The following is a 12372-nucleotide window of genomic DNA, read 5'->3' on the forward strand; positions in this document are numbered from 1 at the left end:
AGGCGATAGAGTGGGGCGCCGCGACGGCGTCCGATGCTGTGATGATACCCGGACGGAGCGCGGGGCGACGTTTAAACCCTGGTCTGCTCAAGGAAAACACCGTCCTCGGGCACGCTCGTTGCCTGCAGCAGAGATTGCCAAGGGTGGTCTTTCCATGAACAGCCATACCTTTGCGGACACAACGAGACACAGCCAGCGCCAGATCAAATGCCCGCGATCCATTAAACTGCGTACATCTATGAAAAAGCTTTTCCTCTATTTTCTGCTGCTCTGTCTGACCGTACTCGTATTGGCAGGCGCAGCCGCCGGTGGCGCGTGGTACTGGATGAACCGCGCGATTGCCTTGCCGGCCGACAAGGTCGAATTCATCGTCACGCCGGGCAGCACCCCGCGTGCGATGGCGCGCGCCATGAACGAGGCCGGCATTCCTGTGTGGGAGGACGGCTTTGCCTGGATGGCGCGGCTGTCCGAGCGCGACAAATTGATCAAGGCGGGCGGCTACGAGGCGCGCCAAGGCGACTCGCCTTGGAAATTACTGGATCGTCTCGCCCGGGGCGAAATGGTGCAACGGCAGGTCACCTTGCTGGAGGGATGGACCTATCAGCAGATGCGCGAGGCGCTGCGCACCAATCCCGACGTCAAGCAAACGCTGGGCGATATCAGCGACGAGGATCTGATGGAAAAACTGGGCGCTTCGATCAAGGCGCCCGAGGGCATGTTTTTCCCGGACACCTACGTTTTCACCCCCGGGACGACGGATTTCGACCTGCTGCGCCGAGCCTATCAACAGGGGCAACAAGTACTGAACACGATCTGGGCGCAGCGCCAGGATGATCTGCCGCTGAAGACACCGTACGAGGCGTTGATTCTGGCGTCGATCGTCGAGAAAGAAACCGGCCATGGCCCTGACCGCAACCGGGTGTCTGGCGTATTCGTGAATCGCTTGCGTATAGGCATGATGTTGCAGACCGATCCGACGGTTATCTACGGCATGGGGGAACGCTACCAAGGCCGTATCCGGCGTGCGGACCTGCAGGCCGATACGCCGTGGAACACCTACACTCGCGCCGGCCTGCCGCCGACACCGATTGCTGCCTCCGGGCGTGCCGCGCTGTTGGCTGCGGTACAGCCGGAGCGCCATAAATATTTGTACTTTGTTTCGCGCGGCAACGGCACCAGCGAGTTTTCGGCTAACCTTTCCGAACACAACCGCAACGTGGCGCGCTACATCCTGGGCAGGACGCAATGACAGCACGTGGACGTTTTATTACCCTCGAGGGCGTAGATGGGGCAGGGAAAAGCACCCATGCCGCCTGGATCGCCGATACATTGCGTGCCGCGGGGCTCAGCGTCGTCACGACTCGGGAGCCGGGCGGCACGCCGCTGGGCGAGATCCTGCGCGGTCTGGTGTTGTCCGAATCCATGACGCTGGATACAGAGACCCTGTTGATGTTTGCTGCGCGTTGCGAACACGTCGCGCAGGTCATCGAGCCGGCGCTGGCTCGAGGCGATTGGGTGGTGTGCGATCGCTATACCGACGCGACCTACGCCTACCAAGGCGGCGGACGCCAACTGGGTGTCCAACGGGTCGCCGTGCTAGAACAATGGATGCAGCCCTCGTTGCAGCCCGATCGGACCTGGTTGTTCGATGTGCCGTTGGAATTGGCCCGCGCACGTTTGGCCGATGCTCGTGAGCCAGACCGTTTCGAGCGGGAAGAAGCGGCCTTTTTCGAGCGCACGCGCTCGGCCTACCATGCCCGCGCCCAGGCACAGCCAGAACGCTTTCGTATCGTGGATTCCAGTCAGCCGATGGCCGACGTGCGCGCCCAATTGGAATCCGAACTGAAGGCCTTGGTCCAGGCCTCGCGAACCTCATGAGCGTCGCCCAGTTTTTGCCGTGGCAGCGCGAGATCGCGCAGGGCTGGTTGGCTGGGCGGGAACGTTTCGCGCACGCGTGGCTCATTCATGGCGTTGCCGGCATTGGCAAAGTCGAGTTTGCCGCGGCAGCGGCGGCCAGTCTGTTGTGCGAATCGCCCGTTGACAATCTGGCTTGCGGCCATTGTCCGGCCTGTACCTGGATCGCCAGCGGCAATCACCCTGATCTGCGGCGTATCCGCCCTGAGGCAGTGGCACTGCAAGAGGGTGTCGCGACCACTGAGAGTACCGACGACGCCGCGCCTGCGGCCGAAACCGGCACGGCCAAACGAGCGCCATCCAAAGAGATCCGCATCGATCAGATCCGTACCCTGGAACCCTGGTTCAACACAGCGACCCATCGAGGCGGCTGGCGGGTCGCCGTGCTGTATCCCGCTCAGGCGTTGAACGTGATCTCCGCCAACGCCTTGCTCAAGGTCTTGGAGGAGCCCCCGCCTCACACGGTTTTCCTGCTGGTCGCTGATGCACCCGACAGGCTGCTGCCGACGCTGGTATCACGCTGCCGACGCCTGCCCTTGCCGGCGCCGGGCAGCGATGCCGCTCTACAATGGCTGACAGAGCAGGGCGTAGCCTCCGCCCAGGATTGGCTCGCCGCGGCGGGCGGGGCGCCCTTGGCGGCGTTACGCTTGTCTCAGAGCGGCGATCAGGCTTGTCCGGAGTGGCTGTCGAAATTGATCGAGCCGCTGGCCAGGGGTCAAACGCCCGATATCGGCACGTTGGCCGAAAGCCTCGAGAAAAACTCGCCTGCCGATTGGATTGATACCTTGCAACGCTTGTATGCCGATCTGATGCTGGCGGGTGTGGGGGCGCCGGTGCGGTATTTCCCTTCGCTGGCTCGACCGGTGGGACAGACGGCTTCGCGTGCTGATGCCGTGCGGCTGGCAGAGGGCGCACGCTGGCTCACCCAGCAGCGCCGTCTGGCGACCCATCCGCTCAGCCCCAAATTATTTGCGCATGCGACCCTGCAGCGCGTGGCAGCATCCTGCCAAGCTTAACGATTCCGTATGTACGTAGATTCTCATTGCCACCTGAATTTCCCCGATCTCGCGCAAGAGTTGCCCGATATTCTGCAACGCATGGCGGCGAATCAGGTTACTCACGCCCTGGTCGTCAGCGTCGATATGCCCGACTGGCCGGGTTTGATCGAATTGGTCGAGCCGCACCGCCATTTGTGGGCGTCGGTCGGGGTGCATCCCGACTACGAGGCGACCTCGGATCCGACCGAGGCGGAACTGCTGGAATTGTCACGGCACCCAAAGGTCGTGGCCATCGGCGAAACCGGGCTGGATTATTACCGGTTGAGCGAGCCGCTGGACTGGCAGCGCGAGCGATTCCGCCGCCATATCCGCGTGGCGCGGCAAGCGAACTTGCCACTGATCATCCATACCCGACAGTCAGTCGAGGACACTCTGCGTATTCTGCGCGAGGAGAATGCCGCTGAGGTCGGGGGAGTGATGCACTGCTTTACCGAATCTTGGGAAATGGCGCACGCTGCCATCGATCTGAATTTTTATATTTCCATCTCGGGCATCGTTACGTTCAAGAACGCCGGCATCGTGCATGAGGTCGCTACCAAAGTTCCGTTGGATCGCCTGTTGATCGAGACCGATTCGCCGTATTTGGCCCCAGTACCTTACCGTGGCAAACGCAACGATCCGTCCAAGGTCATCCATGTGGCCGAAAAGATCGCGGATCTGAAAGGCATTCCGGTGGCTGAGGTGGCACATGCCTCTACAGAGAATTTTTTCAAGTTATTCAATAAGATAGATCGTTAATTTAAAGTATTTTATTTAAATTTAATTCTTTAAAGTACTTTCTGGATTATTTGGACTGAATTGATGTTTAGTTCATAAAAATCAGTTGGTTATGGGTTTTTATTGATGTTATATCTAGATTTGGATAATCCGAAGCTTTCTTAAAGTAATTTCTACAATACGAAGTCCCGGTTTCGATAGCGCTTGGCCTCGTGCATTGAAGGCGGCTGTCACGAGAAGCGGGCTTGTGACGAGAATGCCATGAAACGTTATGCATCCTTTCCCGTAAAAGCCCGTGGCCTCCTGGCGGCATTTGCTCTAGCGACGGTGACGACGGCAAGTATGGCGCCTGCCGCTCACGCCGATACTGCACCGGCAAACTGGTGGGTGTATGTCCATAACGACAAAGCTTCGGATCTCAAAGCACTGCTCGCCAAGGGCGCAGACCCCAATGTGAGGTACACAAATGGCCAACCGGCCTTGATGCGTGCAGTGGTCGACGGCGCATGGAAAGTCTTTGACGTGCTCGCTGCCGATCCCCGTACCGATGTCAATGCCGTCAATCCCGCCAACGAGACTGCGCTGATGTACCTGGCCGTGGCAGGGGAAACTGAGCGGGCCCGCAAACTCATTGCCCGGGGTGCACAGGTCAACCGCCTGGGCTGGACCCCATTGCACTATGCCGCGTCCAAAGCCCAGATGGACACGGCCAAGCTGCTCCTCGCCAACAAAGCCATGGTGAACGCGCCGTCTCCCGAGGGGACGACGCCGATCATGATGGCCGGCTTTTCCGGGCGTATGTACATGGTGCAACTACTGCTGGATGCAGGCGCCGACATCACCACCCGCAATCTCAAAGGGCAAAATGCCTCCGATTGGGCCTATGCCGCCAAGCGTAATGAGCTGGGCGCAGAACTGGCCAAGGTCATCGCAAAGGCCGAGCAACAGCGCGCCGCGCAACGCGCGAAGCAGGGGCGTACGACGGCAATTCCCGTTACGGAAACTCCCGCCGCACCTGTCGAGCCGCAACAAGTCCCGCAGGCAGTGTTGCCTGAGGCAACACCCTCCCAGCCTGCCAAAATCCCCGCGCCGGCGAAACCAGACGGAGACGACTCCTCTGTGGGCGGCGTGTCGGGCGTGCGGTTGAACAATTACGACTGATTTACGTCCTGGATTTCCCTAGTAATTCTCATAATTTGGGAAATTCCATATAGAAATTTGAGAAAAAATCGCTAACCTGCGGCCTTCTAATAAGCCGCAGGGAGCGTACGCATGTCAGACCAGGCCATAGCCGGAGGCGCCGACCGGGTGTTATACGTGCTGGCTACGCTAGCGCGTCACGACGGTCCGCTCTCGATCGCCGCGCTGACCGAGCAGACTGGTCTCGCGCAAAGCACGCTGTACCGGCAAATCGCGTTGCTAAAACGCTGGGGGTTCGTGTCGGAACAGGCCGGGGAATATGGCCCGGGCCCGCTCTGCGTGCAACTGGCGTGGGGCTTTGATCAATCGTCGTTTCTGGTGCAAGAATCCCAGCCGGACATGGCTCGCCTGGCAGAGGACTCAGGCGAAACCGTCGGGCTGCTCGTCGCCATGAAAGACCAGGCCGTGTGCCTGGATATGGTTGAGAGCCAACATCCCTTGCGCTGTTCCTTCGTCAAAGGGCGTGGCCTGCCGCTCGTGCGCGGCGCATCGGCCCGTTCGCTCATGGCCTTTATGCCGCCGGCCCGCCTTCAGGCGCTCTTGACCGACTTGCAAGCCGCAGGCACTGACGTCGCGGCACTGGCTGCGAGCCTGGAACCCATTCGCAGCGCCGGCTATGTCGTCACCGATAGCGAAGTCGACGCCGGCGTCTGGGGCGTCAGTGCACCGATATTCCAACGTCCTCATCTGGCTGTGGCGTCGATCACCTTGATGGCGCCATCCACACGCGCCGCGCAGCGTGCGAGCTTGCTGACTGATATGACGGTAGCCGCTGCCAAGCGGATCTCGCATCGACTGCAAAGCCGCTGACCTGTTTGGGCGTGGACTGGCCGTCCCGTCGATCTGTGTTGCTCCACACCTGCCGTTCCATTTATTCATTCTCCAAGGAAACATCATGAATACTCGCCGCCAACTATTGACCGCTGTCGTGGCTTTTGGTTTGACCTGGGGCGCAGCGTCCGCCCAGGCCCAGGAAACGCTGCGCGTGGTGACCGACGCGACCTTTCCTCCCATGGAGTTCGTCAAAGACGGTAAGCGTACCGGTTTTGATATCGAGCTGATCGAGGCGCTCGGTAAGGCAATGGGCAAGAAAATCGAATGGATCGACATCGACTTCAAGGGTTTGATCCCCGCCTTGCAAGCAGGCAGGGCAGAGATGGCAGTCTCTGCCATCTACATCACCGACGCTCGTAAGCAAGTGGTGGATTTCACTGACCCGTACTATGCCGGCGGACTGGTTGTGCTGACTCGCAAAGACGGTCCCATCAAGACACTGAAGGATCTTGACGGGCGCAAAGTCTCGGTACAGGTCGGCACCAAATCCGTGTCCTATCTGAAAGAGCACTATCCCTCGGTGCAACGCGTAGAGGTCGAGAAGAACCAGGAAATGTTCAATCTGGTGCAAATCGGCCGCGCCGACGCGGCTGTCACGGGCAAGCCGGCCGCCAAACTGTTTGCACAGAGCACACGTGATTTGACGGTATTGGCGGATCAGATCACTACCGAAGAATATGGGATTGCAGTCTCCAAACGTCTGCCGGAACTCAAGACGGAGCTGAATGAGGCGCTTAAAAAGATCAAGGCTGACGGTACCTATGAGCAGATCGTCAACAAATGGTTTGAGGCGCCGGCACAATGAACCTGGATTTTTCTCCCGTCTTCGCCGACTTTGATGCCTTGTTGCGCGGCGCCATTGTCACCGTCGAAATCACCGCTTGCGCATTGCTGTTAGGCTGCGCAATTGGATTGCTGGTCGGCATCGGCCGGCTCAATCCGCAGCGGCGCATCGTCTATGGAATCTGCAGCGCGTATCTGCTGGTCTTCCGTGGCACGCCGCTGCTGGTTCAGTTGTTTATCTGGTTCTTTGGCCTGCCTCAGTTTGATATCTTGCTGCCGGCATTTGTCTGCGGCGTCCTCGGCCTGGGGACATATTCTGGCGCGTATGTCTCCGAGATTGTGCGTGGCGCGATCCAATCCGTTGAGCGCGGCCAAACGGAAGCCGCGCGTTCGCTCGGGATGTCAGGCGGACAAGCCATGCGCATCATCATCCTGCCGCAAGCCATTGTGCGCATGATTCCGCCGCTGGGTAATGAATTCATTGCGCTGATCAAAAACTCGGCGCTGGTCTCGCTGTTGACGATTCACGACTTGATGCACGAGGGTCAGAAAATCATCAGCGTGTCGTACCGCTCGCTGGAGACGTACCTGGTGATCGCGTTGATCTACTTTGTGCTGACCACGGCAACGACAATGATTTTGCGCAAGATCGAACATCGCTTGCGTGCAGGGGGAATGGTCCAATGAGCCAACAAGAAATGATCCGCATCCGCGGTTTGCGTAAATCCTTTGGCACGGTAGACGTGTTGCGCGGTATTGATTTCGACGTGCAGCGCTCGCAGGTCGTCGTCGTGATCGGGCCCAGCGGTTCGGGCAAGAGCACATTGCTGCGCTGTTGCAATGGCCTGGAAGTCGCCCAAGGCGGCACCATCGACATCTGCGGGCAGTCGTTGCTGGACCATGGAAAACCGATGGGCGAGTCGGACTTGAATCGGCTGCGCATGCGTGTCGGGATGGTGTTTCAGTCATTCAATCTGTTCCCGCATCTGTCGGTGCTGGATAACGTCACTGTCGGACCGCGTACGCTGCGCGGTGTCAGCCGTGCGGATGCCGAGGCTCGAGCCGAGCAACTGCTCTCGAAAGTCGGCCTGAGCGAGAAAATGCGTGCCATGCCCGGCAGTCTATCCGGGGGACAGAAACAGCGCGTGGCGATAGCCCGTGCCCTGGCCATGGAGCCCGAGGTCATGCTGTTTGATGAGCCCACCTCGGCGCTGGACCCCGAGTTGGTGGGGGAGGTCTTGCAAGTCATGAAAGTACTGGCCAAAGAAGGGATGACGATGATGGTCGTCACCCATGAAATGGGATTCGCACGCGACGTGGCTGACGTAGTGGCCGTGATGGACGGAGGCAACATCGTCGAATCCGGTCCGCCAGAGGTGATCTTCAGTCAACCTCGCGAAGCGCGAACACGCGCTTTTCTGCAAGCCGTGCTGAACAGTTCGCAGCGGGAGGCCGCATGACTGCTGCGTTGGACCCCGCTATTTGGCGGGCGCGTGATGACAGTCAGGAACGCGGTGATACGCGCAGGCTGGCGCATGTTGCGACAGGGATCGAGGCTGGCATCCAGGCGGATGACCCGGTGTTGATCGGCTTTGCTTGCGACGCAGGCGTGGCCAGAAACCAGGGGCGCCTGGGCGCTGCGCAAGCACCGCAGAGCATAAGGCGCATGCTGGCAGGCCTGCCAGCGCACGACTACAAGCGCTTGGTCGATGCCGGAGATGTGGTGTGTGACGGCGCTCAACTCGAGCTGGCCCAGGATCAATTGGCGGCTCGCATTGCCCAGGTTCTGTCTGCGGGAGCCCGGCCGCTCGTACTGGGAGGAGGGCATGAGGTTGCTTGGGGCAGTTTCCAAGGCCTGAGGCGCTGGCTGGACGGCATAGGCGATACACAACCCGTGCTGGTGCTGAATCTGGATGCGCATTTCGACCTGCGCACGGGGCGGCCAGGCAGCTCGGGTACGCCGTTCGATCAGATAGCCGAGTATTGCGAGGCACATGGTCATGCATGGCAATACGCCTGTTATGGGGTATCCAGATTAGGAAACACCGCAGCACTCTATGAAAGGGCGGCGGAAATCGGCACGCTATGGATCGAAGACCATGCCATGCAAGAACGGCACATCGCACAACGTCTGGCGGATGTGGATGCGCTGCTAGCTCGTGCGGGGCATGTTTATCTGACCATTGATATCGACGTGTTGCCGGCATCTGTCGCGCCTGGGGTGTCCGCCCCGGCAGCGTACGGTGTGCCGCTGACCGTGGTCGAAGAAATCGCCTTGAAGGTAAAACAAAGTGGCAAATTGCGACTGGCTGATCTGGCGGAATGCAATCCAGATTACGATATCGACCATCGCACCTCAAAGGTAGCGGCCAGGCTCGCCTGGCAGTTGTTGGCTCCGAGCAAGACCCAAGCAGAACCGAAATTCAGATAATCGTTATACGTCCCTAATTTATTTTGTTTAAATTAAATAGGGACACTACGAAATCTGTGGCTACAATAATGCCGATCCTAGCCTGGAGATCCTCTCATGTCGGACAAACCCACTCATGCTTTGCCGTCGTACCTGGATGCCGAGCACCTCGGTCCCTGGGGCATCTATCTGCAACAAGTCGATCGGGTCACCCCGTATCTTGGTCCACTGGCGCGTTGGGTAGAAACGCTGAAACGCCCCAAACGTGCGTTGATTGTCGATGTGCCCATCGAACTGGATAACGGCAGCATTGCGCATTTTGAGGGTTATCGGGTTCAGCACAATACGTCGCGAGGTCCAGGCAAGGGGGGCGTACGTTTTCACCAGGACGTGACACTGTCCGAAGTCATGGCGCTGGCCGCGTGGATGTCGGTCAAGAACGCTGCGGTCAATTTGCCGTACGGTGGCGCCAAAGGCGGCATCCGCGTGGATCCGCGTGTGCTGTCTCAATCCGAGCTCGAGCGCATGACGCGCCGCTACACCTCGGAGATCGGCGTCATCATCGGGCCGTCCAAGGATATCCCCGCACCGGATGTGAACACCAACGCGCAGACCATGGCGTGGATGATGGACACGTATTCCATGAATGAAGGAGCGACGGCAACAGGTGTGGTGACCGGCAAGCCGATCGCGCTGGGTGGCAGCCTAGGCCGGGTCGAGGCAACGGGGCGGGGCGTGTTCGTGACGGCATGCGAAGCCGCGCGCGATCGCAATGTCGATGTGAGCACTGCTCGTGTGATCGTGCAGGGCTTCGGTAACGTGGGCGGCACGGCAGCGCGCCTGTTCCATGAGACCGGCGCCAAAGTGATCGCTGTTCAGGACCACACTGGCACGGTGTACAACCCGGCCGGCCTGGACGTGCACAAGCTGTTGTCTCACGTGTCGCAAAAAGGCGGCGTCGGCGGTTTCAGCGCTGCCGAGGCTCTCGACAATGCACAGTTCTGGGAATTGGAAACCGAGTTCCTGATACCTGCGGCTCTAGAAGGCCAGATCAACGAGGCCAATGCCGGCAAGGTGCGGGCCAAGATCGTGGTCGAAGGCGCAAACGGTCCCACGACGCCGATCGCCGATGACATCCTGCGCGAGAACGGCGTCTACGTGGTGCCCGATGTGCTGGCCAACGCCGGCGGCGTGACCGTCAGTTATTTCGAGTGGGTGCAGGATTTCTCCAGCTTCTTCTGGAGCGAAGAGGAAATCAACAATCGTCTCGAACGCCTGATGCGCGAGGCCTATGCCGCCGTGTCTCAAATGGCCAAGGAGCACAACGTAACGCTGCGCACCGCCGCGTTTATCGTCGCTTGCACCCGCATTCTGCAAGCCCGCCAAGTGCGCGGTCTGTATCCGTGATGCGTTTGATGATCCCTCGGGCCTAGACCCGAGGAACGGAAAAGCGCCCCGCATGATTGGCAGTACAGCCAGTCATGCGGGGCGCTTTTTATAGCAGAGCCGCTGTCGCGCCACGCGCCGCAGGCAAATGTCAGCCGCAAGATCCCGCATCCGCATTCAAGCTGCAGGCATAAACTCCGGCCGCAAAATACCATGCAGTTCGGTATACGGAATCAGCAACTCCGGCTCTCCATGGGAATACGGCGCGATCGAATACGCGTCATATTTCACGACCAGGCCCTCGCGCGTCAACGCGAAATTATCGCTTTCCTGGAACGGCCACATCCGGTCATACGCCGCGCGATCGCGTTGCGCATCCTCATTACGCGTGAGCCAGGCCTGGTGGGCACGCTGCAACGCCTCGACGAACGCGGGATGCTGATTCGGCAGCAGGGCTTCGTCCAGCGCCAGGACGCGCTCACGATCTCGTTGCCAGTTCAGATACTGTGTCGCCGGAATCCCATGCGCTGCGCCGGTCAGGTATTGGCCGGTGTGCAACTCAATGGCAATGATCTGAGGACTGACGTCCTTGACGCTAGCCTTGAAAATGGTGCTGTCGCGGGACTGCGCGGTCTGCCAGAAATACTGCGTGTATTCCGATAGCGTTTGATACGGACGCGGGCGGCCGGGATCGACGCCGGTCATATAGGCCAGGACATGATCCACCAGCGCCGTCAGTTTCGGGATGGCAGGAAACCCCACGCTGTCGATCTCAATGGTCGGGCATTGCCCTTTGCAGCCGGGCTTGGTGCCTTGCCACTGGATTTTCTCGACCTCCAGCCCGGCGACCTTGTCTTCGGTCTTGGCAGGTTGCGGGACGTTGGAGGGCAGGGTGATATTCGACGGAGTCGAGCTCGCGCAGCCCGCCAGCAATACCAGCATCGACAAGATGCCGGCAGGAGCAAGACGGCGGGTGCGAGCAAAAGCGGATAGGTTCAATCTCATGGCATTCAAGGAACTTGGGCAGTCCATTCCTGACTGGAAAATTTATCGCGCGCCTGGGCTTGGGCTTTTTCCAGCGTGGTCTGTGACAGGGATATCGGCGTCAGCGACGCCAGTCCCCGAAAGGTTTGCAGCATGCGCTCGATGATAACGTCACGCTCCAGGCCCGTCTGACTGCGCAGCGGATCGACACGTTTTTTCGCGCTCGTCGTGCCTTTGTCAGAGAGTTTTTCGCGGCCGATGCGCAGCACCTGCACCATTTTTTCGACGTCGATGTCGTATGACATCGTCACGTGATGCAAGACTGCTCCCGCGCGCCGGGCTTGTGCCGCACCGCCGATTTTGCCGCTCTCCGAGGCAATGTCATTCAGCGGTTGATACCAGGCTTTGATGCCCAGATCGTGCAGCGCCTGAATTACCCAGGCATCGAGAAACTCATACGATTGCTGAAAACTCATGCCTTGCACGAGGGCCTGCGGGACGCTGAGCGAATAGGTAATGGTATTGCCCGGCTCGACAAACATGGCGCCGCGGCNNCCCACGACTTTGACGCCATGACGTTGTGCGCCCTCGGGGTCGACTTCGTTTTTCAGTGACTGAAAACGTCCGATGATGACGGCGGGTTGGGACCATTCCCAGATCCGCAGTGTCGGGGGGCGCAGGCCGGCGCCGACCTCGTCGGTAATGACTGCGTCCAGGGCCATGTGCAATTCAGGGGACTGAGGCCCATCGTGCAGCAATTCCCATTGATAGTCGCCCCACTGTGTGCGTTCGCTCACGCTAGCGCCCTCCGTACCGTGACTGCGACGGCTTCGGGAGAAAATCCGAACAGCTCGGCCTCTGCAGGCAGGGATTGTTGGACGGCAGTTGCGATGCGGGCGTCGTCTGCGTCGGCGGGCAGGCCCGTGAGCGCGGCGTTGATCACATCCAGCGCCTCGAGCGGCTCCAGGAAAAAATCGCCACTCAGGCGCACGTCGCTGAGCGCGCCATTTTTGACTTCCAGATCGACGACGACGAGTTTGCCGCCGGGTACTTTGTATTCACCATGCATGGCGATATCGGACTCCG

At 59.6% G+C, this 12372-nt stretch carries 14 protein-coding genes and 1 pseudogene; 11 read left to right on the forward strand and 4 right to left on the reverse strand.

Going from position 1 to position 12372, the window contains the following annotated elements; genetic code table 11:
• Window positions 1-238: 238 nt before the first annotated feature.
• The 11 genes from mltG (at window position 239) to ACNA0I_RS05230 (ending at window position 10323) form a co-directional block, all read left to right on the forward strand.
• Entirely contained in the window at window positions 239-1249 is a 1011-nt protein-coding gene (mltG, locus tag ACNA0I_RS05180) for an endolytic transglycosylase MltG (protein ID WP_415805001.1), read from the forward strand.
• Window positions 1246-1878, forward strand: a complete 633-nt coding sequence (gene tmk / locus ACNA0I_RS05185; protein ID WP_415805002.1) for a dTMP kinase — start codon at window positions 1246-1248, stop codon at window positions 1876-1878. The genes mltG and tmk overlap by 4 nt, the downstream gene beginning before the upstream one ends.
• A complete protein-coding gene (gene holB / locus ACNA0I_RS05190) occupies window positions 1875-2930 on the forward strand; it encodes a DNA polymerase III subunit delta' (protein ID WP_415805003.1) in 1056 nt (351 codons plus the stop codon). Before tmk ends, holB begins: the two co-directional genes overlap by 4 nt.
• Window positions 2931-2939: 9 nt before the next feature.
• Window positions 2940-3710: a TatD family hydrolase gene (locus ACNA0I_RS05195; RefSeq protein WP_415805004.1), complete on the forward strand. Its 771-nt coding sequence runs from the start codon at window positions 2940-2942 to the stop codon at window positions 3708-3710.
• A 240-nt stretch (window positions 3711-3950) separates the two neighbouring features.
• Window positions 3951-4850: an ankyrin repeat domain-containing protein gene (locus ACNA0I_RS05200; protein ID WP_415805005.1), complete on the forward strand. Its 900-nt coding sequence runs from the start codon at window positions 3951-3953 to the stop codon at window positions 4848-4850.
• Between the two features lie 111 nt (window positions 4851-4961).
• Window positions 4962-5699: an IclR family transcriptional regulator gene (locus ACNA0I_RS05205; RefSeq protein ID WP_415805006.1), complete on the forward strand. Its 738-nt coding sequence runs from the start codon at window positions 4962-4964 to the stop codon at window positions 5697-5699.
• An 85-nt stretch (window positions 5700-5784) separates the two neighbouring features.
• On the forward strand, window positions 5785-6528 hold the full coding sequence (locus ACNA0I_RS05210; RefSeq protein ID WP_415805007.1) for a transporter substrate-binding domain-containing protein: 744 nt from the start codon (window positions 5785-5787) through the stop codon (window positions 6526-6528).
• The gene (locus ACNA0I_RS05215; protein ID WP_415805008.1) at window positions 6525-7193 is read left to right on the forward strand and encodes an amino acid ABC transporter permease; all 669 of its coding nucleotides are present in this window, start codon (window positions 6525-6527) and stop codon (window positions 7191-7193) included. Before ACNA0I_RS05210 ends, ACNA0I_RS05215 begins: the two co-directional genes overlap by 4 nt.
• Window positions 7190-7966, forward strand: a complete 777-nt coding sequence (locus ACNA0I_RS05220) for an amino acid ABC transporter ATP-binding protein (RefSeq protein WP_415805009.1) — start codon at window positions 7190-7192, stop codon at window positions 7964-7966. Before ACNA0I_RS05215 ends, ACNA0I_RS05220 begins: the two co-directional genes overlap by 4 nt.
• Complete coding sequence (hutG, locus tag ACNA0I_RS05225) at window positions 7963-8937, forward strand: formimidoylglutamase (RefSeq protein ID WP_415805010.1); 975 nt, start codon at window positions 7963-7965, stop codon at window positions 8935-8937. Before ACNA0I_RS05220 ends, hutG begins: the two co-directional genes overlap by 4 nt.
• Before the next feature lie 96 nt (window positions 8938-9033).
• Complete coding sequence (locus ACNA0I_RS05230; RefSeq protein ID WP_415805011.1) at window positions 9034-10323, forward strand: Glu/Leu/Phe/Val family dehydrogenase; 1290 nt, start codon at window positions 9034-9036, stop codon at window positions 10321-10323.
• A 156-nt stretch (window positions 10324-10479) separates the two neighbouring features.
• Here ACNA0I_RS05230 and ACNA0I_RS05235 read toward each other — a convergent pair whose 3' ends face one another.
• The 4 genes and pseudogenes from ACNA0I_RS05235 to ACNA0I_RS05250 form a co-directional block, all read right to left on the reverse strand.
• Window positions 10480-11307 carry a DUF3298 domain-containing protein gene (locus ACNA0I_RS05235; RefSeq protein WP_415805012.1) on the reverse strand — a complete coding sequence of 276 codons (828 nt, stop codon included), beginning with the start codon at window positions 11305-11307 and terminating at the stop codon, window positions 10480-10482.
• Between the two features lie 5 nt (window positions 11308-11312).
• On the reverse strand, window positions 11313-11839 hold a 527-nt coding region (locus ACNA0I_RS05240), incomplete at its 5' end, for a lipoate--protein ligase family protein (protein ID WP_415805013.1).
• A gap of 2 nt (window positions 11840-11841) precedes the next feature.
• Window positions 11842-12083, reverse strand: a pseudogene (locus ACNA0I_RS05245) (lipoate--protein ligase family protein); the annotation flags it as partial.
• Window positions 12080-12355, reverse strand: a complete 276-nt coding sequence (locus tag ACNA0I_RS05250) for a biotin--protein ligase (protein WP_415805014.1) — start codon at window positions 12353-12355, stop codon at window positions 12080-12082. The gene ACNA0I_RS05250 and the pseudogene ACNA0I_RS05245, both read right to left, overlap by 4 nt.
• Between the last annotated feature and the right edge of the window lie 17 nt (window positions 12356-12372).

The organism is Bordetella muralis (assembly GCF_965139205.1).
Lineage (GTDB): Bacteria > Pseudomonadota > Gammaproteobacteria > Burkholderiales > Burkholderiaceae_B > Bordetella_A > Bordetella_A muralis.

What these genes read in the sequence shown, in the direction of transcription:
- mltG (WP_415805001.1), top strand. Translation starts at nt 239, where the DNA reads ATGAAAAAGCTTTTCCTCTATTTTCTGCTGCTCTGTCTGACCGTACTC.
- tmk (WP_415805002.1), top strand. Translation starts at nt 1,246, where the DNA reads ATGACAGCACGTGGACGTTTTATTACCCTCGAGGGCGTAGATGGGGCA.
- holB (WP_415805003.1), top strand. Translation starts at nt 1,875, where the DNA reads ATGAGCGTCGCCCAGTTTTTGCCGTGGCAGCGCGAGATCGCGCAGGGC.
- ACNA0I_RS05195 (WP_415805004.1), top strand. Translation starts at nt 2,940, where the DNA reads ATGTACGTAGATTCTCATTGCCACCTGAATTTCCCCGATCTCGCGCAA.
- ACNA0I_RS05200 (WP_415805005.1), top strand. Translation starts at nt 3,951, where the DNA reads ATGAAACGTTATGCATCCTTTCCCGTAAAAGCCCGTGGCCTCCTGGCG.
- ACNA0I_RS05205 (WP_415805006.1), top strand. Translation starts at nt 4,962, where the DNA reads ATGTCAGACCAGGCCATAGCCGGAGGCGCCGACCGGGTGTTATACGTG.
- ACNA0I_RS05210 (WP_415805007.1), top strand. Translation starts at nt 5,785, where the DNA reads ATGAATACTCGCCGCCAACTATTGACCGCTGTCGTGGCTTTTGGTTTG.
- ACNA0I_RS05215 (WP_415805008.1), top strand. Translation starts at nt 6,525, where the DNA reads ATGAACCTGGATTTTTCTCCCGTCTTCGCCGACTTTGATGCCTTGTTG.
- ACNA0I_RS05220 (WP_415805009.1), top strand. Translation starts at nt 7,190, where the DNA reads ATGAGCCAACAAGAAATGATCCGCATCCGCGGTTTGCGTAAATCCTTT.
- hutG (WP_415805010.1), top strand. Translation starts at nt 7,963, where the DNA reads ATGACTGCTGCGTTGGACCCCGCTATTTGGCGGGCGCGTGATGACAGT.
- ACNA0I_RS05230 (WP_415805011.1), top strand. Translation starts at nt 9,034, where the DNA reads ATGTCGGACAAACCCACTCATGCTTTGCCGTCGTACCTGGATGCCGAG.
- ACNA0I_RS05235 (WP_415805012.1), bottom strand. Translation starts at nt 11,307, where the DNA reads ATGAGATTGAACCTATCCGCTTTTGCTCGCACCCGCCGTCTTGCTCCT.
- ACNA0I_RS05250 (WP_415805014.1), bottom strand. Translation starts at nt 12,355, where the DNA reads ATGCATGGTGAATACAAAGTACCCGGCGGCAAACTCGTCGTCGTCGAT.